Source organism: Burkholderia thailandensis E264 (genome assembly GCF_000012365.1).
Taxonomy (GTDB): domain Bacteria; phylum Pseudomonadota; class Gammaproteobacteria; order Burkholderiales; family Burkholderiaceae; genus Burkholderia; species Burkholderia thailandensis.
On the sequence record NC_007651.1, the window covers coordinates 624,036 to 650,667 of the forward strand.

22 protein-coding genes and 1 pseudogene are annotated in these 26,632 nt (G+C 67.3%); 19 read left to right on the forward strand and 4 right to left on the reverse strand.

The genetic code is table 11. The annotated features are described in order from the left end of the window. Positions 1-10: 10 nt before the first annotated feature. Together ilvA and BTH_RS35690 are read right to left on the reverse strand one after the other, a co-directional pair. Positions 11-1,534, reverse strand: coding sequence for a threonine ammonia-lyase, biosynthetic (gene ilvA, locus BTH_RS14995; RefSeq protein WP_009892949.1), 1,524 nt, complete (start codon positions 1,532-1,534; stop codon positions 11-13). A gap of 232 nt (positions 1,535-1,766) precedes the next feature. Then, positions 1,767-2,070: pseudogene (locus BTH_RS35690) on the reverse strand (hypothetical protein). On the opposite strand from BTH_RS35690, the gene BTH_RS15000 reads away from it, so the two are divergent. The 18 genes from BTH_RS15000 to BTH_RS15085 all read left to right on the forward strand — a co-directional run bounded on the left by BTH_RS15000 (position 2,041) and on the right by BTH_RS15085 (position 24,354). Next, the gene (locus BTH_RS15000; protein ID WP_009892948.1) at positions 2,041-6,069 is read left to right on the forward strand and encodes a DUF3683 domain-containing protein; all 4,029 of its coding nucleotides are present in this window, start codon (positions 2,041-2,043) and stop codon (positions 6,067-6,069) included. The pseudogene BTH_RS35690 and the gene BTH_RS15000 sit on opposite strands and share 30 nt — an antisense overlap. A 34-nt stretch (positions 6,070-6,103) precedes the next feature. Then, the gene (locus BTH_RS15005; RefSeq protein ID WP_009892947.1) at positions 6,104-6,547 is read left to right on the forward strand and encodes an HIT family protein; all 444 of its coding nucleotides are present in this window, start codon (positions 6,104-6,106) and stop codon (positions 6,545-6,547) included. Beyond that, complete coding sequence (locus tag BTH_RS15010) at positions 6,544-6,957, forward strand: gamma-butyrobetaine hydroxylase-like domain-containing protein (protein WP_009892946.1); 414 nt, start codon at positions 6,544-6,546, stop codon at positions 6,955-6,957. The genes BTH_RS15005 and BTH_RS15010 overlap by 4 nt, the downstream gene beginning before the upstream one ends. A 48-nt stretch (positions 6,958-7,005) precedes the next feature. After that, positions 7,006-7,737: a bifunctional demethylmenaquinone methyltransferase/2-methoxy-6-polyprenyl-1,4-benzoquinol methylase UbiE gene (ubiE, locus tag BTH_RS15015; protein WP_004189973.1), complete on the forward strand. Its 732-nt coding sequence runs from the start codon at positions 7,006-7,008 to the stop codon at positions 7,735-7,737. 90 nt (positions 7,738-7,827) lie between these two features. Then, the gene (locus tag BTH_RS15020) at positions 7,828-8,802 is read left to right on the forward strand and encodes a Tim44 domain-containing protein (protein WP_009892944.1); all 975 of its coding nucleotides are present in this window, start codon (positions 7,828-7,830) and stop codon (positions 8,800-8,802) included. Between the two features lie 107 nt (positions 8,803-8,909). Continuing rightward, on the forward strand, positions 8,910-9,557 hold the full coding sequence (locus BTH_RS15025) for a ubiquinone biosynthesis accessory factor UbiJ (protein ID WP_009892943.1): 648 nt from the start codon (positions 8,910-8,912) through the stop codon (positions 9,555-9,557). A 12-nt stretch (positions 9,558-9,569) separates the two neighbouring features. Then, positions 9,570-11,147, forward strand: a complete 1,578-nt coding sequence (gene ubiB, locus BTH_RS15030) for a ubiquinone biosynthesis regulatory protein kinase UbiB (protein ID WP_009892942.1) — start codon at positions 9,570-9,572, stop codon at positions 11,145-11,147. 107 nt (positions 11,148-11,254) lie between these two features. Beyond that, complete coding sequence (locus tag BTH_RS15035; RefSeq protein ID WP_025404067.1) at positions 11,255-12,025, forward strand: methyltransferase domain-containing protein; 771 nt, start codon at positions 11,255-11,257, stop codon at positions 12,023-12,025. Positions 12,026-12,115: 90 nt separating this feature from the next. Continuing rightward, positions 12,116-12,454 (forward strand): FmdB family zinc ribbon protein, encoded by a 339-nt coding sequence (locus BTH_RS15040; RefSeq protein ID WP_009892940.1) that lies wholly within the window; start codon positions 12,116-12,118, stop codon positions 12,452-12,454. A 67-nt stretch (positions 12,455-12,521) separates the two neighbouring features. Further along, the gene (locus tag BTH_RS15045; protein ID WP_009892939.1) at positions 12,522-13,172 is read left to right on the forward strand and encodes a DUF502 domain-containing protein; all 651 of its coding nucleotides are present in this window, start codon (positions 12,522-12,524) and stop codon (positions 13,170-13,172) included. A 56-nt stretch (positions 13,173-13,228) separates the two neighbouring features. Further along, positions 13,229-15,031, forward strand: coding sequence for an aspartate--tRNA ligase (aspS, locus tag BTH_RS15050; RefSeq protein WP_009892937.1), 1,803 nt, complete (start codon positions 13,229-13,231; stop codon positions 15,029-15,031). A gap of 208 nt (positions 15,032-15,239) precedes the next feature. Continuing rightward, on the forward strand, positions 15,240-15,716 hold the full coding sequence (gene nudB / locus BTH_RS15055) for a dihydroneopterin triphosphate diphosphatase (protein WP_009892936.1): 477 nt from the start codon (positions 15,240-15,242) through the stop codon (positions 15,714-15,716). Then, on the forward strand, positions 15,713-16,987 hold the full coding sequence (gene clsB, locus BTH_RS15060) for a cardiolipin synthase ClsB (protein ID WP_009892934.1): 1,275 nt from the start codon (positions 15,713-15,715) through the stop codon (positions 16,985-16,987). The genes nudB and clsB overlap by 4 nt, the downstream gene beginning before the upstream one ends. A gap of 188 nt (positions 16,988-17,175) precedes the next feature. Beyond that, positions 17,176-17,775, forward strand: a complete 600-nt coding sequence (locus tag BTH_RS15065; protein ID WP_004189774.1) for a TetR/AcrR family transcriptional regulator — start codon at positions 17,176-17,178, stop codon at positions 17,773-17,775. Positions 17,776-17,832: 57 nt separating this feature from the next. Further along, the gene (locus tag BTH_RS15070) at positions 17,833-19,620 is read left to right on the forward strand and encodes an acyl-CoA dehydrogenase C-terminal domain-containing protein (protein ID WP_009892931.1); all 1,788 of its coding nucleotides are present in this window, start codon (positions 17,833-17,835) and stop codon (positions 19,618-19,620) included. A gap of 113 nt (positions 19,621-19,733) precedes the next feature. Then, positions 19,734-22,169 (forward strand): 3-hydroxyacyl-CoA dehydrogenase/enoyl-CoA hydratase family protein, encoded by a 2,436-nt coding sequence (locus tag BTH_RS15075; RefSeq protein WP_009892930.1) that lies wholly within the window; start codon positions 19,734-19,736, stop codon positions 22,167-22,169. Between the two features lie 127 nt (positions 22,170-22,296). Then, the gene (locus tag BTH_RS15080) at positions 22,297-23,496 is read left to right on the forward strand and encodes an acetyl-CoA C-acyltransferase (protein ID WP_009892929.1); all 1,200 of its coding nucleotides are present in this window, start codon (positions 22,297-22,299) and stop codon (positions 23,494-23,496) included. Positions 23,497-23,589: 93 nt separating this feature from the next. Further along, positions 23,590-24,354: an enoyl-CoA hydratase gene (locus tag BTH_RS15085; protein WP_009892928.1), complete on the forward strand. Its 765-nt coding sequence runs from the start codon at positions 23,590-23,592 to the stop codon at positions 24,352-24,354. 116 nt (positions 24,355-24,470) lie between these two features. Here the strand turns inward: BTH_RS15085 and fdhD are convergent, their stop codons facing one another. Then, entirely contained in the window at positions 24,471-25,295 is an 825-nt protein-coding gene (fdhD, locus tag BTH_RS15090; protein WP_009892925.1) for a formate dehydrogenase accessory sulfurtransferase FdhD, read from the reverse strand. Positions 25,296-25,420: 125 nt separating this feature from the next. Between fdhD and BTH_RS15095 the strand changes: the two genes are divergently transcribed. Then, a complete protein-coding gene (locus tag BTH_RS15095; protein WP_009892924.1) occupies positions 25,421-25,900 on the forward strand; it encodes a nitrate reductase associated protein in 480 nt (159 codons plus the stop codon). A 78-nt stretch (positions 25,901-25,978) separates the two neighbouring features. Here the strand turns inward: BTH_RS15095 and BTH_RS15100 are convergent, their stop codons facing one another. Beyond that, the gene (locus tag BTH_RS15100) at positions 25,979-26,377 is read right to left on the reverse strand and encodes an acyl-CoA thioesterase (protein WP_009892921.1); all 399 of its coding nucleotides are present in this window, start codon (positions 26,375-26,377) and stop codon (positions 25,979-25,981) included. Positions 26,378-26,632 lie beyond the last annotated feature (255 nt).

Sequence of the window (26,632 nt, forward strand, 5' to 3'; positions counted from 1 at the left end):
AATGGACGGATTACGACAGGAAGAGACGATACGCCGGATTGACGCTTTCTTCCCAGAACGGATAGCCGAGCGCCGCGAGAAAGCGGTCGAACGCCGCGTGGTCCGCCTGCGGTACCTGCAGGCCGACGAGGATCGAGCTGTAATCGGCCCCCTGGTTCCGGTAGTGAAACAGGCTGATGTTCCAGTCGGGCGCCATCGACGACAGGAACTTCATCAGCGCGCCCGGCCGCTCGGGAAATTCGAAGCGGAACAGCCGCTCGTCGTGCGCGAGCGGCGAGCGGCCGCCCACCATGTAGCGGATGTGCTGCTTCGACAGCTCGTCGCCCGACAGATCGACGGTCGTGAAGCCGTGCGCGGCGAAGTTGCGCGCGATTTCGTCCGTTTCGTCGCGCCGCCGGATCTGCACCCCGACGAAGATGTGCGCCGATTGCGCATCGGCGATCCGGTAGTTGAACTCGGTCACGTTGCGCTCGCCGACGAGCGAGCAGAAGCGCCTGAAGCTGCCGCGCTCCTCGGGGATCGTCACCGCGAACACCGCCTCGCGCGCCTCGCCCACCTCGGCGCGCTCGGCGACGAAGCGCATCCGGTCGAAGTTCATGTTCGCGCCGGACGTGATCGCGACGAGCGTCTCGCCCTCGATGCCCGCGCGCTCCGCATACCGCTTCGCGCCCGCGACGGCGAGCGAGCCGGCCGGCTCGAGCACGCTGCGCGTGTCCTGGAACACGTCCTTGATCGCCGCGCAAAGCGCGTCGGTGTCGACGGTCACGACGTCGTCGAGATACGCCGCGCAGAGGCGGAACGTCTCCTCGCCGACGAGCTTGACCGCCGTGCCGTCCGAGAAGAGGCCGACCTCGGCGAGCTCGACGCGCTTGCCCGCCGCGAGCGATTGCTTCATCGCGCACGAATCGTCGGTCTGCACGCCGATCACCTTGATCTCGGGGCGCACCGCCTTCACGTACGCGGCGACGCCCGCCGCGAGCCCGCCGCCGCCGATCGGCACGAAGATCGCGTGAATCGGCCCCTGATGCTGGCGCAGGATTTCCATCGCGACCGTGCCCTGGCCCGCGATCACGTACGGATCGTCGAACGGATGAACGAACGTGAGGCCGCGCTCGGCCTGCACCTTCACCGCGTGCGCGTACGCGTCGCTGTACGATTCGCCCGCCTGGATCACCTCGACGGTCGGCCCGCCGTGCGCGCGCACCGCGTCCACCTTCAGCTGCGGCGTCGTCACCGGCACGACGATCACCGCCTTCACGTTCATCCGCGCGGCCGAGAACGCGACGCCTTGCGCGTGGTTGCCCGCCGACGCGGTGATCACGCCGCGCGCGAGCGCGTCGGCGGGGATGTGCGCCATCTTGTTGTACGCGCCGCGCAGCTTGAACGAGAACACCGGCTGGTTGTCCTCGCGCTTCAGGTAGACGGCGTTGTCGAGCCGCGCGGACAGGTTGCGCGCGCGCTCGAGTTCGGTTTCGAGCGCGACGTCGTATACCCGGGCGGTCAGGATTTTCTTCAGATAATCGTGGGAAGCCATGAGAGGGCGAGAAGGGCGTGGATGCGGCGGAAAAAGGCAATGATAGCGCCAACCCTCGCCGTTTCGGCCTCGGCCGAACGGCTACCGACCGTCCGGACGGCGAATCGGGCGCGTGCCGCGCGCTGTCGGCAGACTGAAAGACAGGCGCGCCGCGTCGCATGATCCGTCGCAAACGCCCGCCGCCCGGGGGCCGCGGCCGCCTTGACGAGCCATTCGATTGCCGCGCCGACGATTAACGCGTTCGTCCAACCTGGGTTAGAATTTCGTTTTGAATCAAGGATCGGAAGATGCAAAGGCAGTCTCGGATCGTCCTTTTGAAGCCGTCGCCGCGCGCAGCGTGTCCCGCGGCGCAACGGCACGCGCGCTGCGCGCGATCGTGGTGACGGTACCGAGCGCCGCCAGGCCTCCGCGCGCCTGGTAACAGAAGATTTCCCCAAAAATCGCGCGCCACGCGCTTGCCGGTACCGCGCCCCTTCGCCGCGCGCCGGCCTCCGAATCGTCCGAACATGAACGCACCGCAAGTTTTCGATCCGCACGGCGCGGCAGCCGCCGTCGCCGCCGACCCCGCTCCGCGCCTGCGCGAAATTCCCTACAACTACACGTCGTTCTCCGATCGCGAGATCGTGATCCGCCTGCTCGGCGACGAAGCGTGGGCCGCGCTCGACGAACTGCGCGGCGAGCGCCGCACGGGCCGCTCGGCGCGGATGCTGTACGAGGTGCTGGGCGACGTCTGGGTGGTGCGCCGCAATCCGTATCTGCAGGATGACCTGCTCGACAATCCGAAGCGCCGCGCGCTGCTGATCGAGGCGCTGAACCATCGCTTGTCCGAGATCGAGAAGCGCCGCCGCGCCGATCTGTCCGAGCATGGCGATACGGCGGGCCGCGAGCGCGCCGCGCGCGTCGAGATGCTCGCCGCGGCCGCGCAGCGCGCGGTCGACGCGTTCGCGCAGGAGTTCGAAAAGATGGCGGAGCTGCGCCGCCGCGCGACGAAGGTGCTCGGCCGCTGCACGCAGAAGGACAACATCCGCTTCGACGGCCTCGCGCGCGTGTCGCACGTGACGGACGCGACCGACTGGCGCGTCGAGTATCCGTTCGTCGTGCTGACGCCCGATACCGAGGCGGAGATCGCGAGCCTCGTGAAGGCGTGCTTCGAGCTCGGCCTGACCGTGATCCCGCGCGGCGGCGGCACGGGCTACACGGGCGGCGCGGTGCCGCTCACGCCGTTCTCGGCCGTCATCAACACCGAAAAGCTCGAGCAGTTGGGCGCCGTCGAGTTGACCGAGCTGCCGGGCGTCGCGCACAAGGTGCCGACGATCTTCTCCGGCGCGGGCGTCGTCACGCGCCGCGTGACCGAGGCGGCCGAGGCGGCGGGCTACGTGTTCGCGGTCGATCCGACGTCGCTCGACGCATCGTGCATCGGCGGCAACATCGCGATGAACGCGGGCGGCAAGAAGGCGGTGCTGTGGGGCACCGCGCTCGACAATCTCGCGTGGTGGCGGATGGTCGATCCGGAAGGCAACTGGCTCGAAGTCACGCGCGTCGAGCACAATCTCGGCAAGATTCACGATATCCCCGTCGCGCGTTTCGAGCTCAAGTGGTTCGACGGCGCGCGCGCGCCGGGCGAGAGGCTGCTGCGCACCGAGACGCTCGACATCGAGGGCCGGCGCTTCCGCAAGGAAGGCCTCGGCAAGGACGTCACCGACAAGTTCCTCGCGGGCCTGCCGGGCGTGCAGAAGGAGGGCTGCGACGGGCTCATCACGTCCGCGCGCTGGGTGCTGCACAAGATGCCCGCGCACACGCGCACCGTCTGCCTCGAATTCTTCGGCCAGGCGCGCGAGGCGATTCCGAGCATCGTCGAGATCAAGGATTACCTGTTCGAGACGTCGAAGCGGGGCGGCGCGATCCTCGCGGGCCTCGAGCACCTCGATGAGCGCTATCTGCGCGCGGTCGGCTACGCGACGAAGAGCAAGCGCCAGGCGTTCCCGAAGATGGTGCTGATCGGCGACGTCGTCGGCGACGACGCCGATGCGGTCGCGCACGCGACATCGGAAGTCGTGCGCATGGCCAACGGCAAGAGCGGCGAGGGCTTCGTCGCGGTCAGCGCGGAAGCGCGCAAGCGCTTCTGGCTCGACCGCAGCCGCACCGCCGCGATCGCGAAGCACACGAACGCGTTCAAGATCAACGAGGACGTCGTCATTCCGCTGAACCGGATGGGCGAGTACACGGATGGCATCGAGCGGATCAACATCGAGCTGTCGATCAAGAACAAGCTGCAGCTCGTCGACGCGCTCGAGGCGTTCTTCACCGCGGGCGACCTGCCGCTCGGCAAGAGCGACGACGCGAGCGAGATTCCGAGCGCCGAGCTGCTCGAGGACCGCGTGCAGCAGGCGCTCGACCTGCTCAAGCGCGTGCGCGCGCGTTGGGAATTCCTGCGCGAGAAGCTCGACATGCCGCTGCGCGAGGCGCAGCACTATCTCGTCACGCTCGGTTATGAGGCGCTCGCGGAGAAATTCGCGGATCGGGTCGACGCGCAGCCGGACGCGGCCGTCTTCCACGTGACGCAGGACCGCACGGTGCGCGTGTCGTGGAAGCAGGAGATTCGCGCCCAGTTGCGGCAGATCTTCAACGGCGGCGCGTTCAAGCCGATCCTCGACGAGGCGCAGGCGATCCACAAGCGGGTGCTGCGCGGCCGCGTGTTCGTCGCGCTGCACATGCACGCGGGCGACGGCAACGTGCACACGAACATCCCGGTGAACTCCGACAACTACGCGATGCTGCAGGACGCGCACGCGGCGGTCGCGCGGATCATGAAGCTCGCGCGCTCGCTCGACGGCGTGATCTCCGGCGAGCACGGCATCGGCATCACGAAGCTCGAGTTCCTGACCGACGAAGAGATCGCCGAATTCCGCGCATACAAGCAGTGCGTCGATCCGCAGGGCCGCTTCAACAAGGGCAAGCTGCTCGAAGGCGCGGATCTGCGCAACGCGTACACGCCGAGCTTCGGCCTGATGGGCTACGAGTCGCTCATCATGCAGCAGTCCGACATCGGCGCGATCGCCGAATCGGTGAAGGACTGCCTGCGCTGCGGCAAGTGCAAGCCGGTGTGCGCGACGCACGTGCCGCGCGCGAACCTGCTGTACAGCCCGCGCAACAAGATCCTCGCGACGTCGCTGCTCGTCGAGGCGTTCCTGTACGAAGAGCAGACGCGCCGCGGCGTGTCGATCAAGCACTGGGACGAATTCAACGACGTCGCCGATCACTGCACCGTCTGCCACAAGTGCGCGACGCCGTGCCCGGTGAAGATCGACTTCGGCGACGTGACGATGAACATGCGCAACCTGCTGCGCAAGATGGGCAAGAAGAAGTTCAACCCGGGCAGCGCGGCCGGCATGTTCTTCCTGAACGCGACGAACCCGCAGACGATCAACGCGACGCGCGCGGTGATGATGGGCTTGGGCTACAAGGCGCAGCGCTTCGCGAACGACATGCTGAAGAAGGTCGCGCAGAAGCAGACCGCGCACCCGCCGTCGACCACCGGCAAGCGGCCCGCCGTCGAGCAGGTGATCCACTTCGTCAACAAGAAGATGCCGGGCAACCTGCCGAAGAAGACGGCGCGCGCGCTGCTCGACATCGAGGACAACAAGATCGTGCCGATCATCCGCAACCCGAAGACGACGACCGTCGATTCGGAGGCGGTGTTCTACTTCCCCGGCTGCGGCTCCGAGCGCCTGTTCTCGCAGGTCGGGCTCGCGACGCAGGCGATGCTGTGGGAAGCGGGCGTGCAGACCGTGCTGCCGCCGGGCTATCTCTGCTGCGGCTATCCGCAGCGCGGCTCGGGTCAGTACGACCGCGCCGAGCAGATCGTCACCGACAATCGCGTGCTGTTCCACCGCGTCGCGAACACGCTGAACTACCTCGACATCAAGACGGTGGTCGTGTCGTGCGGCACCTGCTACGACCAGCTCGCCGGCTACGAATTCGACAAGATCTTCCCGGGTTGCCGGATCATCGACATCCACGAGTTCCTGCTCGAAAAGGGACTGAAGCTCGACGGCGTGACGGGCACGCGCTACATGTATCACGATCCGTGCCACACGCCGATCAAGACGATGGACCCGGTCAAGCTCGTCAACGATCTGATGGGCGCACACAACGACGGCTACAAGATCGAGAAGAACGATCGCTGCTGCGGCGAATCGGGCACACTCGCCGTCGCGCGCCCGGACATCTCGACTCAGGTCCGCTTCCGAAAGGAGGAAGAGATCAAGAAGGGCGCCGCCAAATTGCGTAACATTCCGGTGGTGTCGGGCAACGGGGCGAGCGGCTCGGACGGTGCGGCCGCGGGCGCATCCGACGTGAAGATCCTGACGAGCTGCCCCGCGTGCCTGCAGGGGCTGTCGCGCTACAACGAGGACGCGGGCATCGAGGCCGACTACATCGTCGTCGAGATCGCGCGTCACATGCTCGGCGAAAACTGGATGGCCGACTACGTCGCGCGCGCGAACAACGGCGGGATCGAGCGCGTGCTGGTGTAAGGTGACGAACGTTCCACCAGTGAAGGAATTGACGATGGATTGCGTATTCTGCCGTGAAGACGGCGGCGAAGTGCTCTGGAAGGACGACGCGGTGCGCGTCGTCCTCGCGACGACCGAAACCGATTACCCGGGCTTCTGCCGGGTGATCTGGCATGCGCACGTCGCCGAGTTTTCCGATCTCGACGAGGCCGAGCGCGCGCATCTGATGCGGATCGTCTATGCGGTCGAGAAGGCGGTGCGGCGCGTGATGCAGCCGGCGAAGGTGAACCTCGCGAGCCTGGGTAACCAGGTGCCGCACGTGCACTGGCACGTGATTCCGCGCTTCTCGAACGATGCGCACTTCCCGCAGCCGATCTGGGCGCCGCGCCAGCGGTCGGTGTCCGACGCGCTGCTGCGGCTGCGCGCCGCGCAGGCGACGCTCCTGCACAACGCGGTGCACGAGGAAATCGAGCTGGCGGTGAGCGGAGGTCGCGCATGAGCGGGCAAGCGGCGGCGGCGCCCGTGCCGTCCGGCATCGTCGTGCATGCGGTGTCGCGCGTGCTCGAGCTGCAGTATCCGAGCGGCGAGAGCTATCGCGTGCCGTTCGAACTGATGCGCGTCTATTCGCCGTCGGCCGAGGTGCGCGGCCACGGTCCGGGCCAGGAGACGCTGCAGACGGGCAAGCGCGACGTGACGATCACGGCGCTCGAGCCGGTCGGCAACTACGCGCTCAAGCCGACGTTCTCGGACGGCCATTCGACGGGCATCTACTCGTGGGAGCTGCTGCACGAGCTCGCGACCCGGCAGGACGCGCTCTGGCGCGAATATTTCGACAAATTGAAGGCGGCGGGCGTCGAGCGAGACGCGCCGATGCCGGCGGACTCGCTGCCGCGAGGCCACCACCACTGAACGACGGCGCCGGGCGGCGCCGTTTGCCATTGATAGAGGATCAACGCGATGAGCAAAACCCACTTCGGCTTCGAGACCGTCGAGGAAAACGAAAAAGCGAAGAAGGTCGCGGGGGTGTTTCACTCGGTCGCGAGCAACTACGATCTGATGAACGACCTGATGTCGGCGGGCCTGCACCGTGCGTGGAAGGCGTTCACGATCGCGCAGGCGAACGTGCGCCCGGGCGGCAAGGTGCTCGACATCGCGGCCGGCACGGGCGATCTGACGAAGGCGTTCGCGAAGGCGGCGGGGCCGACGGGCGAAGTCTGGCACACCGACATCAACGAGTCGATGCTGCGCGTCGGCCGCGACCGCCTGCTCGACAAGGGCGTCGTCACGCCGTCGCTGCTTTGCGACGCGGAGAAGCTGCCGTTCCCGGACAACTATTTCGACGTCGTCACCGTCGCGTTCGGCTTGCGCAACATGACGCACAAGGATTCGGCGCTCGCCGAGATGCGCCGTGTCGCGAAGCCGGGCGGCCGCGTGATGGTGCTCGAATTCTCGAAAGTCTGGGAGCCGCTGAAGAAAGCGTACGACGTCTATTCTTTCAAAGTATTACCGTGGCTTGGTGACAAGTTCGCGAAAGATGCCGACAGTTATCGGTATCTTGCCGAATCTATCCGGATGCACCCGGATCAGGAAACGCTGAAGACGATGATGGAACAAGCGGGGCTAGACGCCGTCAAATATTACAATTTGTCAGGTGGCGTGGTAGCTTTACACGTAGGAACCAAGTATTAAGGGGTTCCATCCATACATTTTCCTTTCAGCTCGGAGGCCAGGATGTTCGCATCACGTTCGTCGTTCAACCGCAGTAGAGAGCCGAAGTCGTTGGCGCGGCGAATCGGCACGTTCATGATGGTTGGCCTCCTCGCCGCCGGCACGTTTGCGTCGCTCGACGCCGAAGCGAAGCGCATGGGCGGCGGGCGCAGCGTCGGCCGCCAGTCGCAGACGCTGCAGCAGCGCCAGGCGACGCCGCCCGCGCAACAGCCGATGCAGCAGGCTGCGCCCGCGCAGGCGCCGCGCCAGCAGCCGGCGCCCGCCGCGCAGCCGAACCGCTCGCGCTGGCTCGGCCCGATCGCCGGTCTCGCGGCCGGCCTCGGCATCGCGGCGCTGCTGTCGCACCTGGGTCTCGGCGGCGCGTTCGCCAGCATGATGGCGAACGTCATCGTGATCGCGCTGCTCGCGATGGCGGGCATCTGGCTCGTGCGCAAGTTCATGAACCGGCGCGGCGCGCAGCAGCAGCCGGCGTACGCGGGCGGTCAGCCGTCGCTGAACCGCGATCACGGCGGCTACAACCAGGACGCGGGCGCCTGGCGCCAGGCGGCGCCCAACGACGCATTCGCGGGCTCGGGCAGCACGTACGCGGGCGAAGCGCAGCGCGTGTTCGGCGGCGCGGCGACGGCAGCGGCGCCCGCGGCGGCGCCTATGGTGCCGGCGGGCTTCGACACCGAGGCGTTCCTGCGCAACGCGAAGGTTTATTTCGTGCGCCTGCAGGCCGCATGGGACGAAGGCAACCTCGCCGACATCCGCGAGTTCACGACGCCCGAGATGTTCGCCGAAGTGAAGATCGACCTCGACGGCCGCGGCGCGGGCGAGAACCAGACGGACGTCGTGCGGCTCGACGCCGAACTGCTCGCGGTGGAGGATCGCGGCGGCGAGCACTTCGCGAGCGTGCGTTTCCACGGCATGATCCGCGAGACGCAGGGCGCGGCGGCCGAGCCGTTCGACGAGGTGTGGAATCTGTCGAAGTCGGGCAGCCAGGGGTGGCTCCTCGCGGGCATTCAACAGGTGAGCACGCACTGACGGAAGTCGTGCCGCGCGTTGCGCCTCGCGAGGCCGCGCCCGAACCGACGTTACAATAGAAGCCCGCGCCGGCGCCCTGCCTGCGCGGGCTTTTCATTGCCACCCAGATGACCCTTGCCGCCAAGCCTTTTGCAGCCGCCGTCAATCACCTGCTCGCCCGCGAATCCTGGGCGCGCGATCGTCTGATTCCCTATGCCGGCAAGACCGCCCGGCTCGAAGTCCAGCCCGTGACGCTCGTACTGCTCGTGCAGCCGGACGGCTATCTCGCCGCCGTCGAGGCGCACGACGCGCGTCAGTTCGACGTGTCGATCGCGCTGTCGAGCGGCGGCGACGGCGGCGCGTTCGACGCGGCGGCCGCGTTCCTTCAAGGCGGGCAGGCGGCCGTGATGAAGCACGTGAAGATCGACGGCGACGCGGAGTTCGCGACGCAGATCGCGAAGCTCGCCGAGCACTTGCGCTGGGAGCCGGAGGAGGATCTCGCGAAGATCGTCGGCGACGCGGCCGCGCACCGGATCGCGACGGTCGTCCGTTCGGCGGGCGCGCACGCGCGCCGCACGGGCCGCAACGTGCTCGATTCGATCGCCGAATATTGGCTCGACGAAAACCCGCAGGTCGTGCGCAAGAGCGTGGTCGCCGATTTCGACGCCGAACTCGCGCGGGCCCGCGACGCGCTTGCGCGCGTCGAGAAACGGATCGAACGACTGGAGCAAAAAATCGACGCGCGCGCGGGCGGCAGCTCGCGACGCGTGCAGTGAGGGCCGCGAGGCATGCGCATTTTCCGTTTCGTCAAAATCGTCTTTACCGTCATCCGCTTCGGCCTCGACGAGGTGATGCTGTCGCGCATCGAAAACCCTCGCGTGAAGTTCCTGTTGCGCATCACGACGATCGGCCGGCGCTTCGCCGATCCGCCCGCGGTGCGGCTGCGCCGCGCGCTAGAGAGCCTCGGGCCGATCTTCGTGAAGTTCGGCCAGGTGCTGTCGACGCGGCGCGATCTGCTGCCCGTCGATTTCGCGAACGAGCTCGCGAAGCTGCAGGATCAGGTGCCGCCGTTCGATTCGGCCGTTGCGATCGCGATCGTCGAGAAGTCGCTCGGCGCGCGCATCGACGAGCTGTTCGACGAGTTCGAGCGCGAGCCCGTCGCGAGCGCGTCGATCGCGCAGGTGCACTTCGCGAAGCTCAAGCAGGGCGAGCACAAGGGCAAGGCGGTCGCGGTCAAGGTGCTGCGGCCGAACATGCTGCCCGTTATCGATTCCGATCTCGCGCTGATGCGCGACATCGCGACCTGGGCCGAGCGCCTGTGGGCGGATGGCCGGCGGCTCAAGCCGCGCGAGGTCGTCGCCGAATTCGACAAGTACCTGCACGACGAGCTCGACCTGATGCGCGAGGCGGCGAATGGCAGCCAGTTGCGCCGCAACTTCGCGGGGCTCGATCTGCTGCTCGTGCCGGAAATGTTCTGGGATTACTCGACGCCCTCCGTGCTCGTGATGGAGCGGATGACGGGCGTGCCGATCAGCCAGGTGGACACGCTGCGCGCCGCGGGCGTCGACATTCCGAAGCTCGCGCGCGAAGGCGTCGAGATCTTCTTCACGCAAGTGTTCCGCGACGGCTTCTTCCACGCGGACATGCACCCGGGCAATATCCAGGTGAGCCTCGATCCGAAGCACTTCGGGCGCTACATCGCGCTCGACTTCGGGATCGTCGGCGCGCTGTCGGATTTCGACAAGAACTACCTCGCGCAAAACTTCCTCGCGTTCTTCAAGCGCGACTATCACCGCGTCGCGACGCTGCACCTCGAATCCGGCTGGGTGCCGCCCGACACGCGCGTCGAGGAGCTCGAAAGCGCGATCCGCGCGGTTTGCGAGCCGTACTTCGACCGCGCGCTGAAGGATATCTCGCTCGGCCAGGTGCTGATGCGGCTGTTCTCGACGTCGCGCCGCTTCAACGTCGAGATCCAGCCGCAGCTCGTGCTCCTGCAGAAGACGATGCTGAACGTCGAGGGGCTCGGCCGCTCGCTCGATCCCGAGCTCGACCTGTGGAAGACCGCGAAACCGTACCTCGAGCGCTGGATGGCCGAGCAGATCGGGCTGCGCGGCTGGTACGAGCGCTTCAAGGTCGAGGCGCCGCAATGGAGCAAGACGCTGCCGCAACTGCCGCGCCTCGTGCATCAGGCGCTCCTCTCGCATCATGAGGCGCCGCGCGCGATCAGCGACGACCTGATCCGGCAGATTCTCGTCGAGCAGAGGCGGACCAACCGGCTGCTGCAGGCGCTGCTCGTGTTCGGGCTCGCGGTCGGCGCGGGCGCGGTGATCGCGCGGGTGCTGATCGTCATCGCGTACGGTGGGTGAGGCCGCGGCCGGGCTCGCGGCGGAGCGTGCGACACGGCGCGCGAGGCACGCGCGGATCGGCGGGCGGATGCGCTCGGCGGGCGGCGCAGCCTGCGGACGAAGGGTGAATGAAGGATAAGGTTACGAGGCGGAGCGACGGCATGACGAGCGAAGCGAACAAAGGTGACGCGGCCGTGCAGGCGGCGGGCGATGCGCAACCGGCGAGTCCGGCAAGTCCGCCGTCCGCGGACGTGCAGCCCGCACGGGCCGCGTTGGCCCCGTCTTCCGTGCCGCCCGCCCCGTCGGCCGCGAACTTCGCGTCGCGCGATCCGGGCGACGCGTCGTTCTGGGACGAGCGCTTCGAGCGGGGCGTGACGCCGTGGGACAGCGCGCGCGTGCCGGACGCGTTCGCCGCATTCGCCGCGCGGCATCCGCGATGCCCCGTGCTGATTCCCGGCTGCGGCAGCGCGTACGAGGCGCGTTGGCTCGCGCGCGCCGGCTGGCCCGTGCGCGCGATCGACTTCTCCGCCCAGGCGGTCGCTGCCGCGCGCCGCGAATCGGGTGCAGATGCCGCGCTCGTCGAGCAGGCCGATTTCTTCGCGTACGTGCCGCCGTTCGTCCCGCAGTGGATCTACGAGCGCGCGTTCCTGTGCGCGATTCCGACGAGCCGCCGCGCCGACTACGCGCGGCGCGTGGCCGAGCTGCTGCCGGCGGGCGGCTTCCTCGCCGGCTTCTTCTTCATTGGCGCGACGCCAAAGGGGCCGCCGTTCGGGATCGAGCGCGCGGAGCTCGACGCGCTGCTTTCGCCGAACTTCGAGCTCGTCGAGGACGAGCCCGTTGCCGATTCGCTGCCGGTGTTCGCCGGACGCGAGCGCTGGCTCGCGTGGCGCCGCTCGTAGCGGTGCCGCGCGCGGCACCGGAGCGCGCCCGCCTTTCGGCTATAATTCAAGGCTTTGCAAGCCTTTTATACGTTTCTGCGGGAAAATACCATGCCGATCTACGCCTATCGTTGCGAAGCGTGCGGTTACGCGAAAGATGTGCTTCAGAAGATGAGCGACGCGCCGCTGTCGCAGTGTCCGGAATGCGGGAAGGACGCTTTTCGCAAGCAGGTCACGGCGGCCGGGTTCCAATTGAAGGGCTCGGGCTGGTATGTGACCGACTTCCGAGGCGGCTCGGGCGGCGCGAGCGCGCCCGCCGCGAGCGGCGAGAAGGCAAGCGCTGAGAAGGCGAGCGGCGAGAAGGCGGCGACGCCCGCCGCCGCGGACAGCACGGCGAGCGCGCCGGCGGCGTCCACGCCTGCCGCCGCCGCGCCCGCGAGCAGCACTTGACCGCCGCACCGCCCGTGTCGGCGGCGCATCCCGCGCTTGACGTACCGGCGCGATTTTTCGACGGCAGATGATGAAAAAGACGACCCTCAAATCGGTGTTTCTAACCGGACTCCTGGTTCTCGTCCCGCTCGCGATCACGCTGTGGGTGCTCGGGCTCATCATCGGCACGATGGATCAGACGCTGCTTCTGCTGCCCGCTTCGTGGCAGCCGGAGAAGCTGTTCGGCTTCCGGCTGCCGGGGATCGGCGCGGTGCTCACGCTCGCGTTCATCTTCGTCGTCGGGCTCGCGACGCAGAATTTCATCGGCCAGAAGCTCGTCACCTGGTGGAACGTGGTCGTGCGGCACATTCCCGTCGTCGGGCCGATCTACACGAGCGTGAAGCAGGTGTCGGACACGCTGCTGTCGAGCAGCGGCAACGCATTCCGCAAGGCGCTCCTGATCGAGTACCCGCGCCGCGGCTCCTATACGATCGCGTTCCTCACCGGCACGCCCGGCGGCGACGTGGTCAATCACCTGAAGGAAGAGCACGTGAGCGTCTACGTGCCGACGACGCCGAATCCGACGTCCGGCTTCTTCCTGATGGTGCCGAAACGCGAGGTCGTCGAGCTCGACATGTCGGTCGACGCCGCGCTCAAGTACATCGTCTCGATGGGCGTCGTCGCGCCCCCGGCGCCCGTTGCCGCGCCGGCGCGCCGTCCCGTCGAGCCGCCGATGTAATGCCCGGGAGAGAGTGCGGCTCTTCCCGTTGACCACTACGAAAGAAAGCAAACATCATGTCGATGCGAACTGAATACTGCGGTCTCGTGACCGAACACCTGCTGGGCCAAACCGTGTCGCTGTGCGGCTGGGTGCAGCGCCGCCGCGATCACGGCGGTGTGATCTTCATCGACCTGCGCGATCGTGAAGGCCTCGTGCAGGTGGTCTGCGATCCGGATCGCGCGGAGATGTTCGCGACCGCCGAAGGCGTGCGCAACGAGTTCTGCGTGCAGGTGAAGGGGCTTGTGCGCAACCGTCCGGAAGGCACGGTCAACGCCGGCCTGAAGAGCGGCAAGATCGAGGTGCTGTGCCACGAGCTGACCGTGCTGAACGCGTCGGTCACACCGCCGTTCCAGCTCGACGACGACAACCTGTCGGAAACGACGCGCCTCACGCACCGCGTGCTCGACCTGCGCCGTCCGCAGATGCAGCACAACCTGCGCCTGCGCTACCGCGTCGCGATCGAGGCGCGCAAGTATCTCGACGAGCAGGGTTTCATCGACATCGAAACGCCGATGCTGACGAAGAGCACGCCGGAAGGCGCGCGCGACTACCTCGTGCCGTCGCGCGTGAACGCGGGCCAGTTCTTCGCGCTGCCGCAGTCGCCGCAGCTGTTCAAGCAGTTGCTGATGGTCGCGAACTTCGACCGTTACTACCAGATCACGAAGTGCTTCCGCGACGAGGACCTGCGCGCGGACCGCCAGCCGGAATTCACGCAGATCGACTGCGAGACGTCGTTCCTCGGCGAGCAGGAAATTCGCGATCTGTTCGAGGACATGATCCGTCATATCTTCAAGACGACGATCGACGTCGAGCTCGACGCGAAATTCCCGGTGATGCCGTATTCGGAAGCGATGGCGCGCTTCGGCTCGGACAAGCCCGACCTGCGCGTGAAGCTCGAGTTCACCGAGCTCACCGACGCGATGAAGGACGTCGATTTCAAGGTGTTCAGCACGCCGGCCAATACGAAGGACGGCCGCGTCGCGGCGCTGCGCGTGCCGAAGGGCGCCGAGCTCACGCGCGGCGATATCGACGGCTACACCGAATTCGTGCGCATCTACGGCGCGAAGGGCCTCGCGTGGATCAAGGTCAACGAGCGCGCGAAGGGCCGCGACGGCCTGCAGAGCCCGATCGTCAAGAACCTGCACGACGCGTCGATCGCGGCGATTCTCGAGCGCACGGGCGCGCAAGACGGCGACATCGTCTTCTTCGCGGCCGACCGCGCGAAGGTCGTCAACGACAGCCTCGGCGCGCTGCGCCTGAAGATCGGCCACTCGGAGTTCGGCAAGGCGAACGGCCTCGTCGAGTCGGGCTGGAAGCCGCTGTGGGTCGTCGATTTTCCGATGTTCGAGTACGACGACGAGGAAGCGCGCTACGTCGCGGCGCACCATCCGTTCACGAGCCCGAAGGACGAGCATCTCGAATATCTCGAGACCGATCCGGGCCGCTGCCTCGCGAAGGCGTACGACATGGTGCTGAACGGCTGGGAAATCGGCGGCGGCTCGGTGCGTATCCACCGCGAGGAAGTGCAGAGCAAGGTGTTCCGCGCGCTGAAGATCGGCCCGGAGGAGGCGCAGGCGAAGTTCGGCTTCCTGCTCGACGCGCTGCAATACGGTGCACCGCCGCACGGCGGCATCGCGTTCGGCCTCGATCGCATCGTCACGATGATGGCGGGCGCCGATTCGATCCGCGACGTGATCGCGTTCCCGAAGACGCAGCGCGCGCAGTGTCTGCTCACGCAGGCACCGAGCCCCGTCGACGAGCGCCAGCTGCGCGAGCTGCACATCCGCCTGCGTCAGCCGGAGCAGCCGAAGGCGTAACGCGGCCGCGCGCCGGCCTCTGCCGAATCGGAATGCCGGCACGGCTCGCGCCCGGCGCGACGATCGGCTTCGGCCGGCGCAGAAAGGAACCGCGGGAAAAGGGCGCGCGATGCGCCCTTTTCGTTTTTTGCGGTACAGTCGCCCCATGGTTTTTTGACGGTGCCGCGCTGCCCGCCGCGTCGGGCGGGCTGGCGCCGATGACATCCCGATGACGAAGCCGCCGAAAATCCCCGAATCCGTTCTCGTCGTGATCCATACGCCCGCGCTCGACGTGCTCGTCATCAAGCGCGCCGATCAGCCCGACTTCTGGCAGTCCGTGACCGGTTCGAAAGACGCGCTCGACGAGCCGATCGCGCAGGTCGCCGCGCGCGAAGTCGCGGAGGAAACGGGCATCGTCGTCGGCAGCCCGGGCATTCCGCCTGCCGCGCTCGTCGACTGGCATCACGCGATCGAGTACGCGATCTATCCGCAGTACCTGCACCGCTACGCGCCCGGCGTCACCCGCAACACCGAGCACTGGTTCAGCCTGGAAGTGCCGGCGCGCGTCGACGTGACGCTGTCGCCGCGCGAGCACACCGCCTATCAGTGGCTGCCTTACCGCGAAGCGGCCGCGCGCTGCTACTCGCCGTCGAACGCCGAGGCGATCCTGCAACTGCCCGAGCGCCTCGCGTCGCGCGCCGCATGAGCGGCAAGGCCCGGCACCGTCTCGCGCAACTGCGGCAGATGTTTCTGCAGGAGCGCGGGTCCGCGTCGCGGCTCGCGTTCACGTCCGGCAACGCGGTGCGCCTCTGTGACGGCGGCGCGGCGTTTTTTCCCGCGCTGATCGAGCGGATCGACGCCGCGCGCGAGCGCGTCGCGCTCGAAACCTATATCTTTTGCGACGACGCGGTCGGCCGCGCGGTATCGGACGCGCTCGTCCGCGCGGCCGCGCGCGGCGTCCACGTGCGCGTCATTACCGACGGGATCGGCACCGAGCGCCTGCTGCTCTTCGGCACATGGCCGGACGCAGGCGTCGAGCACCGGATCTACAACCCCTATCTGTTCGGCCGCTTCGGCTTCTCGCGCACGCACCGCAAGCTCGCGGTGATCGACGACGCCTACGCGTTCTGCGGCGGCATCAACATCGTCGACGATTTCGAGCAGAACGGCGAGCGCCTGCCGTATCCGCGCTGGGATTTCGCGCTCGAGCTGCAAGGGCCCGCCGTTGCCGACGTGCGCGCCGCGTTCGAAGTGCAATGGCACCGGATCGCGGCCGGCCATAAGCGCTATGCGGAGTATGTGCCGCACGGCGCGGACGGCACGGCGTTCGCCGGGCGCTTTCGCCGCTGGATGCGCAGCCACCGCTGGGTGAAGGCGGGCGCGCTGCGCGTCGTGACCGAGCCGAGCGTCGCGTTCGTCGCGCGCGACAACGTCGTGAATCGCCGCGCGATCGAGAAGGCGTATCTCGCGGCGATCGGCCGCGCGCGCCAGTCGATCCTGCTCGCCAACCCGTACTTCATGCCGGGGCGCAAGCTGCGGCGCGCGCTCGCCGGCGCGGCGCGGCGCGGCGTCGATGTGCGCATACTGCTCGGGCGCAACGAGTTCGCGTCGCTCGATATGGCGGTGCCGTTCCTATATCATGCATTGCTGCGCTCGGGCGTGCGCGTCGCCGAATACGACAAGACGATACTGCACGGCAAGGTCGCGGTGATCGACGATCACTGGGCGACCGTCGGCTCGTCGAATCTGGATGCGCTCAGCCTGATGCTGAACAACGAGGCGAACGTCGTGCTCGTGCGCCATCGCGAGGAGACGGCCGCGCTGCGCGACGCGATCGCCGTCGCGTTCGCCGACGGCCGAGAGATCGACCCCGCGCTCTATGCGGCGCGGCCCGCCGTCGAGCGGTTTCTGAACTGGTTCGCGTACAACGCGTACCGGGGTGCGATGAAGCTGCTGACGGTCGGCGGATACGACTAAGCATTCGCTTACACATACGGCGCGCCGCGGCCTGCACAGGGCCTCCTCCAGAGGCGCGCGACCCTGCAAAATAGCGGGGACGGTTAGAAACCGATTTCTAATAATTTCCTTGTTTCGCCGACGGCCGCACTCAATAATAGTACGGCCGTTCGATTTTATTCGATCACCCTGAACGGTTACTAAAAGCTATGCGAAAAGGCGAACAGACGCGTGCCGCGATACTCGAAGCAGCATTGGACCTTGCCAGCCGTGACGGGCTCGAGGGTCTGACGATCGGCCTATTGGCCGAGCGCATGCAGATGAGCAAGAGCGGCGTGTTCGCGCACTTCGGGTCGCGCGACGATTTGCAGGTCGAAGTCGTGCGAGAGTACCACCATCGTTTCGAGAACGAGGTGTTCTTTCCGAGCCTGCGCGAGCCGCGCGGTTTGCCGCGCCTGCGGGCGATGCTGGCGCGCTGGATCGAGAAGCGCATCCAGGAGGTGACGACGGGATGCATCTACATCAGCGGCGCCGTCGAATACGACGATCGCCCGGACAGCGCGGTGCGCGAGCAGTTGATCGCGAGCGTGAAAGCGTGGCGCGCCGCGCTGCTGCGCGCCATTTCGCAAGCGAAGGAGGAGGGGCATCTGCGCCCGGACACCGATCCGAACCTGATGCTCTTCGAGTTGTACAGCTTCACGCTCGGCCTGCACCACGACGCACGCTTCTTGCATCAGCCGGATGCGGTGCGCCTCACGTGGGCCGCGCTTGAAAAGACGATTGTTTCGTACCAGAGCGAGAGCCGATAGCGGCGGCACGACCGCCGTCGGGGAGCTCGAGCCGATTGCCTTATCTTGGAGAGAGTCATGGGACAGTACGCCGCGCCGTTGCGCGACATGCAATTCGTGTTGCACGAGCTTCTGAACGTCGAAGCCGAGGTCAAGCAGATGCCCAAGCATGCTGATCTCGACGCCGACACGATCAACCAGGTGCTCGAGGAAGCGGGCAAGTTTTGCTCGGAGGTGCTTTTCCCGCTCAACCAGGTCGGCGACCGCGAGGGCTGCACGTATGTCGGCGACGGCGTCGTGAAGACGCCGACGGGCTTCAAGGAAGCGTATCAGCAGTACATCGACGCGGGCTGGCCCGCGCTCGGCTGCGATCCCGATTACGGCGGCCAGGGCCTGCCCGCGTTCGTCAACAACGCGCTGTATGAAATGCTGAACTCGGCGAACCAGGCATGGACGATGTATCCGGGCCTGTCGCACGGCGCGTACGAATGCCTGCACGCGCATGGCGCGCCCGAGCTGCAGAAGCTCTACCTGCCGAAGCTCGTGTCGGGCGAATGGACGGGCACGATGTGCCTGACCGAGCCGCACTGCGGCACCGATCTCGGCATCCTGCGCACGAAGGCCGAGCCGAACGGCGACGGCTCGTATTCGATCAGCGGCACCAAGATCTTCATCTCGAGCGGCGAACACGACTTCTCGAAGAACATCGTTCACCTCGTGCTCGCGCGCCTGCCGGACGCGCCGAAGGGCACGAAGGGCATCTCTCTGTTCATCGTGCCGAAGTTCGTCCCGGACGCGTCGGGCGAGCCGGGCGAGCGCAACGGCGTGAAGTGCGGCTCGATCGAGCACAAGATGGGCATCCACGGCAACGCGACCTGCGTGATGAACCTCGACAATGCGAAGGGCTGGATGATCGGCGAGCCGAACAAGGGCCTGAACGCGATGTTCGTGATGATGAACGCCGCGCGTCTCGGCGTCGGCATGCAAGGGCTCGGCCTCACCGAGGTCGCGTACCAGAACTCGCTCACGTATGCGAAGGAGCGCCTGCAGATGCGCTCGCTGACGGGGCCGAAGGCGCCGGACAAGCCGGCCGATCCGATCATCGTCCACCCGGACGTGCGCCGCATGCTGCTCACGCAGAAGGCCTACGCGGAAGGCGCGCGCGCGTTCACGTACTGGTCGGCGCTGCAAATCGACAAGGCGCTGTCGCACGCGGACGAAGCGGTGCGCAAGGAAGCCGAGGATCTCGTCGCGCTTCTCACGCCGATCATCAAGGCGTTCCTGACCGACAACGCGTTCGAGTGCACGAACCACGCGATGCAGATCTACGGCGGTCACGGCTTCATCTCCGAGTGGGGCATGGAGCAGTACGTGCGCGACGCGCGGATCAACATGATCTATGAAGGGACCAACTCGGTTCAGGCGCTCGACCTGCTCGGCCGCAAGGTGCTGGGCGACATGGGCGCGAAGCTGAAGAAGTTCGGCAAGATCGTCGCCGAGTTTGCCGAGGCGGAAGGCGTGAAGCCCGAAATGTCCGAATTCATCACGCCGCTCGCCGACATCGGCGAGAAGGTGCAGAAGCTGACGATGGAAATCGGCATGAAGGCGATGCAGAACCCGGACGAAGTGGGCGCCGCCGCCGTGCCGTACCTGCGCACCGTCGGTCACCTGGTGTTCTCGTACTTCTGGGCGCGGATGGCGCGCATCGCACTCGACAACGAAGCGTCGGGCGATCCTTTCTACAAATCGAAGCTCGCGACCGCGCGCTTCTACTTCGCGCGCCTCTTGCCCGAAACGGCGGCGTCGATCCGTCTCGCGCGCGCCGGCGCGAAGACGATGATGGAAGTCGACGAAGCGCTGTTCTGACGCGACCGCCGGGCGGCGCGCGACGCACGCCGCCCGAACGACCGATTATTCGCACTCACACGCCGTGCGCGCCCTTACGGTCGGCGCCGCGCGGCTCAATCCGGAGGAGTCCCGTGAGCAATTTCAACATTCGCAAGGTCGCCGTGCTGGGCGCCGGCGTGATGGGCGCGCAGATCGCCGCGCATCTCATCAACGCGCGCGTGCCCGTGCTGCTGTTCGATCTGCCCGCCAAGGAAGGCCCGAAGAACGGCATCGCGCTGAAGGCGATCGAGAACCTGAAAAAGCTGTCGCCCGCGCCGTTCGGCGTGAAGGACGACGCCAAGTATCTCGAAGCCGCGAACTACGAGGACGACATCGCGAAGCTCGCCGAATGCGACCTCGTGATCGAGGCGATCGCCGAGCGCATGGACTGGAAGCACGATCTGTACAAGAAGGTCGCGCCGCACATCGCGCCGAACGCGATTTTCGCGACGAACACGTCGGGCCTGTCGATCACGGCGCTGTCCGAAGGCTTCTCCGACGAGCTGAAGGCGCGCTTCTGCGGCGTGCACTTCTTCAACCCGCCGCGCTACATGCATCTGGTCGAGCTGATCCCGACCGCGCACACGCAGCCGCAGATCCTCGACCAGCTCGAGACGTTCCTGACGAGCGTCGTCGGCAAGGGCGTCGTGCGCGCGAAGGATACGCCGAACTTCATCGCGAACCGCGTCGGCATCTTCTCGATCCTCGCCGTGATCGTCGAAGCCGAGAAGTTCGGCCTGCGTTTCGACGAAGTCGACGATCTGACGGGCAGCCGTCTCGGGCGCGCGAAATCCGCGACGTTCCGCACGGCGGACGTGGTCGGCCTCGACACGATGGCGCACGTGATCAAGACGATGCAGGACAACCTCGCCGACGATCCGTTCTTCGCGGTCTACAAGACGCCCGCCGTGCTCGCGAAGCTCGTCGAGCAGGGCGCGCTCGGCCAGAAGACGGGCGGCGGCTTCTACAAGAAGGAAGGCAAGGCGATCAAGGTGCTCGACGCGAAGACGGGCGCCTATGTCGACTCCGGCGCGAAGGCGGACGAAACCGTCGGCCGCATCCTGAAGCGTCCGCTTGCCGAGCGCGTGAAGCTGCTGCGCGAGACGCAGCATCCGCACGCGCAGTTCCTGTGGTCGGTCTTCCGCGACGTGTTCCACTACATCGCGATCCACCTCGAGTCGATCGCCGACAACGCGCGCGAAGTCGATCTCGCGATCCGCTGGGGCTTCGGCTGGAGCCAGGGCCCGTTCGAGGACTGGCAGGCGGCAGGCTGGAAGCAGGTTGCCGAGTGGGTGCAGGAAGACATCGCGGCCGGCAAGTCGCTCGCCACCGTGCCGCTGCCCGCATGGGTGCTCGAAGGCGCCGTTGCCGAGCAGGGCGGCGTGCACGCGGCCGAGGGCTCGTGGTCGCCTGCGGCGAAGCGCTTCGTGCCGCGCTCCGCGCTGTCCGTCTACGACAAGCAGGTGTTCCGCGCGCCCGTGTTCGGCGAAGCGGGCCGCGACCCGAAGGCGTTCGGCAAGACGCTGTTCGAGACGGACTCGGTGCGCGCGTGGGTCGACGACCGCGCGGGCGAGGATGACGTCGTGATCGTGTCGTTCAAGTCGAAGATGAACACGATCGGCCCGGGCGTGATCGACGGCCTCGCGCAGGCGATCGAGCTCGCCGAGAGGGACTACAAGGCGGTCGTGATCTGGCAGCCGAGCTCGCTCAAGCTCGGCAACCCGGGCGGCCCGTTCTCCGCCGGCGCGAACCTCGAAGAGGCGATGCCCGCGTTCATGATGGGCGGCGCGAAGGGCATCGAGCCGTTCGTGAAGAAGTTCCAGCAAGGCATGCTGCGCGTGAAGTACGCGAACGTGCCGGTGGTCGCGGCGGTGTCGGGCCTCGCGCTCGGCGGCGGCTGCGAGCTGATGCTGCACAGCGCGAAGCGCGTCGTGCACGTCGAGAGCTACATCGGCCTCGTCGAGGTCGGCGTCGGCCTCGTGCCGGCGGGCGGCGGCCTGAAGGAAGCGGCGCTGCGCGCGGCGGAAGCCGCGACGGCGGCGGGCATGACGAGCGAGCTGCTCAAGTTCCTGACCAAGCCGTTCGAGAACGCGGCGATGGCGAAGGTGTCGATGTCCGCGTACGAAGCGCGCGCGATGGGCTACGTGAAGCCGTCGGACACGATCGTGTTCAACGTGTTCGAACTGCTCGACGTCGCGAAGAAGGAAGCGCGCGGCCTCGCGGCGGCGGGCTACCGCGCGCCGCTGAAGGCGAAGGAAATCCCGGTGGCCGGCCGCTCCGCGATCGCGACGATCAAGGCCCAGCTCGTCAACATGCGCGACGGCCGCTTCATCAGCGACCACGACTTCCTGATCGCGAGCCGGATCGCGGAAGCGGTTTGCGGCGGCGACGTCGAGGCCGGCAGCACGGTCGACGAGGAATGGCTGCTCGCCCTGGAGCGTCGCGCGTTCGTCGACCTGCTCGGCACGCAGAAGACGCAGGAACGGATCATGGGCATGTTGCAGACCGGCAAGCCGGTTCGCAACTGATCGAGCCGAGCGGACAACTTTGCATGGGAGCAGAGTCAGCGCCACGGCGCTAACTGCGATCGACCGCCCAAGGGCATGGGACCAGAGTCAGCGCTGAGGCGCCAACTCTGGTCGACAGGAGTCTCAAATGAGCAAACAACTGCAAGACGCATACATCGTCGCCGCAAGCCGCACGCCGATCGGCAAGGCGCCCCGCGGTGCATTCAAGAACACGCGCCCGGACGAACTGCTCGTCCACGCGATCAAGTCGGCGATCGCGCAGGTGCCGGGATTCGACACGAAGCTGATCGAGGATGCGATCGTCGGCTGCGCGATCCCCGAGGCCGAGCAGGGCCTGAACGTCGCGCGGATGGGCGCGCTGCTCGCCGGCCTGCCGAACACGGTCGGCGGCGTGACGGTGAACCGCTTCTGCGCGTCGGGCGTCACCGCGCTTGCGATGGCGGCGGACCGCATCCGCGTCGGCGAATCGGACGCGATCCTCGCGGCCGGCGTCGAATCGATGAGCATGGTGCCGATGATGGGCAACAAGCCGTCGATGTCGCCGCACATCTTCGATCGCAGTGAAGATTTCGGCATCGCGTATGGGATGGGCCTCACCGCCGAGCGCGTCGCCGAGCAGTGGAAGGTGAGCCGCGAAGACCAGGACGCGTTCTCGGTCGAGTCGCACCGCAAGGCGATCGCCGCGCAGCAGGCGGGCGAGTTCAACGACGAGATCGCGCCGTACACGCTCGTCGAGCGCTTCCCGAATCTCGCGACGGGCGAAATCGAAACGAGGACGCGCGAGATCGCGCTCGACGAAGGCCCGCGCGCGGAGACGTCGCTCGAAGGGCTCGCGAAGCTGAAGACGGTGTTCGCGAACAAGGGTTCGGTGACGGCGGGCAACAGCTCGCAGACGTCGGACGGCTCGGGCGCGCTGCTCGTCGTGTCGGAGAAGGTGCTCAAGCAATTCAACCTGACCCCGCTCGCGCGCTTCGTCAGTTTCGCCGTGCGCGGCGTGCCGCCGGAGATCATGGGCATCGGCCCGAAGGAAGCGATTCCGGCTGCGCTGAAGGCGGCGGGCCTCAAGCAGGACGACATCGACTGGATCGAGCTGAACGAGGCGTTCGCCGCGCAATCGCTCGCGGTGATCCGCGATCTCGGCCTCGATCCGTCGAAGATCAACCCGCTCGGCGGCGCGATCGCGCTCGGCCACCCGCTCGGCGCGACGGGCGCGATCCGCGCGGCGACCGTCGTGCACGGCCTGCGCCGCCGCAACCTGAAGTACGGGATGGTGACGATGTGCGTCGGCACCGGCATGGGCGCGGCGGGCATCATCGAGCGGCTCTGATCGGAGCGCGCGACGCATGACGACGGTGCGCGGGCGGCGAGCTCGCGCACCGTTTTTTTTGATCGAGTGAAAACAGCCATGGAGACGGCTCAAATGGATATCCAGGTCGATAACGCGGGCGGCGTGCTGACGATCACGCTTGCGCGTCCGTCGAAGAAGAACGCGATCACCGCGGCGATGTACCAGACGATGGCCGACGCGCTCGCGGCCGCTCAGGACGACAAATCGGTGCGCGCGATCCTGATTCGCGGCAGCGACGGCAATTTCAGCGCGGGCAACGATCTCGACGATTTCATGAAGGCGCCGCCGAAGGACGAGAACGCGCCCGTGTTCCAGTTCCTGCGCCAGATCGCGAGCGCGCAGAAGCCGATCGTCGCGGCGGTCGCGGGCGTCGCGGTCGGCATCGGCGTGACGATGTTGCTGCACTGCGATCTCGTCTACGCGGCCGACACCGCGCAGTTGTCGCTGCCGTTCGCGCAGCTCGGCCTGTGCCCGGAGGCGGCGTCGAGCCTGCTGCTGCCGCGCGTTGCCGGCCATCAGGTCGCTGCGGAAAAGCTGCTGCTCGGCGAACCGTTCGATGCGCTCGAGGCGCACCGGATCGGCCTCGTGAACCGCGTGCTGCCCGCCGCGGATCTCGACGCGTTCGCGGCCGGGCAAGCGGCGAAGCTCGTCGCGCTGCCGGCGTCGTCGCTGCGCGCGACGAAGGCGTTCCTCAAGAAGGGGGCCGGCACGGAAATCGCCGCGCGGATGTCGGAGGAAGGCGATCAGTTCGGCAGAATGCTGCGCTCGCCCGAAGTGCGCGAGGCGATCACCGCGTTCTTCGAGAAGCGCAAGCCGGATTTCCGGCAGTTCGACTGAGCGCCATTGAGGCGGTGCGATGCGGCGCGGCGGCTCGTGCCGGCCGCATCGCGCGCGCGGATGCCGGCGCGGCGGCATGCCGCACGTCGCCTTCGCGCGTGCCGCGACGCGGCGCGCTACGCGGTGCCGTAGTCGACGTAGCCCGCCTCGCGGCAGAAACTCACGAGCCTCAGCCCCGCCTGCCGCGCGATCTCGATCGCGAGCGACGACGGCGCGGAGATCGTCGCGACCATCGGAATGCCGACGCGCGCCGATTTGCGCACGAGTTCGTAGCTCGCGCGGCTCGACAAGAATACGAAGCCGTTCGTCATGTCGGCGCGCGTGAGCGTCAGCGTGCCGATCAGCTTGTCGAGCGCGTTGTGGCGGCCGATGTCTTCGAACGCATGGACGATCGCGCCCGACGCGTCGCACCACGCGGCCGCGTGCAGGCCGCCCGTTTGCCGCGTGAGCGCCTGGTGCGCGGGAAGCTCGCGCGCCGCGCGTGCGATCGCATCCGGCGCGATGCGCGCGAGAAAGCCGGCATCGGGCACGCGTTCGGGCACGAGATCGAGCAGATCGATGCTTTCGATGCCGCACACGCCGCAGCCGGTGCGCCCCGCGAGCGCGCGGCGCTTTTCCTTCAGCGCGGCGAACGCCTGCTGGACGACCGTCAGTTGCACTTCGGCGTACGGCAGCGGCGCGTCGCCGTGCAGCGCGACCTCGATGTCCTTCACGTCGCTGCCGCGCCCGACGATGCCTTCGGACACCGCGAAGCCGACCGCGAACGCTTCCAGATCGCGCGGCGTGCACATCATCACCGCGTGCGAGATGCCGTTGAATACGAGCGCGACCGGCCATTCCTGGCCGACGCGGTCGACGGCCGGCTCGAGCGCGTCGCCGCGCCGTCTGCGCACCGCGAGCTCGACGATGCCGCTGGGTTCGACGGTTTCGGACAGACTCACGGGGGCTCCTTCGATGGGACGGGCGAGCGGGGCGCGATGCCGGGCGGCAAGCTCGACGCCCGCGAAGGTTCTAAAATACTCCAGACGGGCCAAACGTGCCGGCAATCGTCAAAGTGAGTGCAAACATGGGACTGAGCGACGCGCCGTTGCTGTTCAATTTCGAAATCGAATCGTCGGAGGATCTGACCTACATTCCGATGATCGTCCGCTTCAACCTCGACCGTTTCGGGCTGAGGATCTCGCTCGAGCAATGGCAGTTGCTGCCGATCGAGGATCGCAGGCTGCTCGCGCGCTTTCCGGCCGACGAAGACGTCGTGATCGAGCCGAATTTCGACCACGCGCTGTTCGAGATGCTGCGCACGCATGCGAACGTCGAGCCGGCCTGGTTCCAGCCGGACGAGCATCCGGCGTGGCGCAGCGCCGAAGCGGTGCCGGACGCGCTCGTCGCGCAGAGCGGGCTCGCCGGCTTGCCGGCGCCGTCCGGGGCGCAGTGGGCGAAGCTCACGCCGTTTCAGCGCTACGTGCTCGCGAAGCTCTCGCGCAAGCCGAAGCTCAATCACGACTTCGTCCCCGCGATGCGCGAGTTCGGCCTCGCCGCGCACTGAGCGGGCGGCACGAAGCCGCGCGCGCCGCCTCGTGGGGCGGCGCGCGTGTGCGGGCGGGCGGCGATGCGTGCGCCGCGCTTATTCGAGCGGCGGCAGCGCGCGCGGGCGGCGGTCGGCGTCGGTCGCGACGTAGGTGAGCGTCGCTTCGGTCACCTTCACGATCTCGCTCATCAGGCTCATCCGCTGCGCGTAGACCTCGACGTCGACCGTCACCGACGTGTTGCCCGTCTTCACGATGCTCGCGTAGAAGCTGAGCAGATCGCCGACGAACACCGGCTGCTTGAACAGGAACGAATTGACCGCGACCGTCGCGACCCGACCGTTCGCGCGACGGCTCGCCGGGATCGAGCCCGCGATGTCGACCTGCGCCATGATCCAGCCGCCGAACACGTCGCCGTGGACGTTCGCGTCGGACGGTTGCGGGACGACGCGCAGCGCGGGCGGTTTTTGCGGGAGTTGCATGGGCGAATCGGTCATGGTTGAAGCTTCCATCTTGAAAGAAAGGCAGCCGGCCCGCGCGGATTCGGCGGCCGTCGCCGGCGAGGCGGCGGGCAGCGGCGCGAACCGGCTTCTGAGACAATGCAAAGTTCTGAAATTGTACGAGAAAGTGTGGATTGGGGCCGGGCCGCGTAGGCCGCGCCGGAGATGCGGCGCGCCCGCGTGGGCCGAACCGTACGGGCGGCGCCGCGTGGCCGCGCGCGCCGCCACCGCGTAGCGTGCGATGCGCGCCGC

Bases quoted from the DNA above. Each gene is read 5' to 3' on its own strand.
- ilvA (WP_009892949.1), bottom strand. From the start codon at position 1,534: ATGGCTTCCCACGATTATCTGAAGAAAATCCTGACCGCCCGGGTATAC.
- BTH_RS15000 (WP_009892948.1), top strand. From the start codon at position 2,041: ATGAACGCACCGCAAGTTTTCGATCCGCACGGCGCGGCAGCCGCCGTC.
- BTH_RS15005 (WP_009892947.1), top strand. From the start codon at position 6,104: ATGGATTGCGTATTCTGCCGTGAAGACGGCGGCGAAGTGCTCTGGAAG.
- BTH_RS15010 (WP_009892946.1), top strand. From the start codon at position 6,544: ATGAGCGGGCAAGCGGCGGCGGCGCCCGTGCCGTCCGGCATCGTCGTG.
- ubiE (WP_004189973.1), top strand. From the start codon at position 7,006: ATGAGCAAAACCCACTTCGGCTTCGAGACCGTCGAGGAAAACGAAAAA.
- BTH_RS15025 (WP_009892943.1), top strand. From the start codon at position 8,910: ATGACCCTTGCCGCCAAGCCTTTTGCAGCCGCCGTCAATCACCTGCTC.
- ubiB (WP_009892942.1), top strand. From the start codon at position 9,570: ATGCGCATTTTCCGTTTCGTCAAAATCGTCTTTACCGTCATCCGCTTC.
- BTH_RS15035 (WP_025404067.1), top strand. From the start codon at position 11,255: ATGAAGGATAAGGTTACGAGGCGGAGCGACGGCATGACGAGCGAAGCG.
- BTH_RS15040 (WP_009892940.1), top strand. From the start codon at position 12,116: ATGCCGATCTACGCCTATCGTTGCGAAGCGTGCGGTTACGCGAAAGAT.
- BTH_RS15045 (WP_009892939.1), top strand. From the start codon at position 12,522: ATGATGAAAAAGACGACCCTCAAATCGGTGTTTCTAACCGGACTCCTG.
- aspS (WP_009892937.1), top strand. From the start codon at position 13,229: ATGTCGATGCGAACTGAATACTGCGGTCTCGTGACCGAACACCTGCTG.
- nudB (WP_009892936.1), top strand. From the start codon at position 15,240: ATGACGAAGCCGCCGAAAATCCCCGAATCCGTTCTCGTCGTGATCCAT.
- clsB (WP_009892934.1), top strand. From the start codon at position 15,713: ATGAGCGGCAAGGCCCGGCACCGTCTCGCGCAACTGCGGCAGATGTTT.
- BTH_RS15065 (WP_004189774.1), top strand. From the start codon at position 17,176: ATGCGAAAAGGCGAACAGACGCGTGCCGCGATACTCGAAGCAGCATTG.
- BTH_RS15070 (WP_009892931.1), top strand. From the start codon at position 17,833: ATGGGACAGTACGCCGCGCCGTTGCGCGACATGCAATTCGTGTTGCAC.
- BTH_RS15080 (WP_009892929.1), top strand. From the start codon at position 22,297: ATGAGCAAACAACTGCAAGACGCATACATCGTCGCCGCAAGCCGCACG.
- BTH_RS15085 (WP_009892928.1), top strand. From the start codon at position 23,590: ATGGATATCCAGGTCGATAACGCGGGCGGCGTGCTGACGATCACGCTT.
- BTH_RS15095 (WP_009892924.1), top strand. From the start codon at position 25,421: ATGGGACTGAGCGACGCGCCGTTGCTGTTCAATTTCGAAATCGAATCG.
- BTH_RS15100 (WP_009892921.1), bottom strand. From the start codon at position 26,377: ATGACCGATTCGCCCATGCAACTCCCGCAAAAACCGCCCGCGCTGCGC.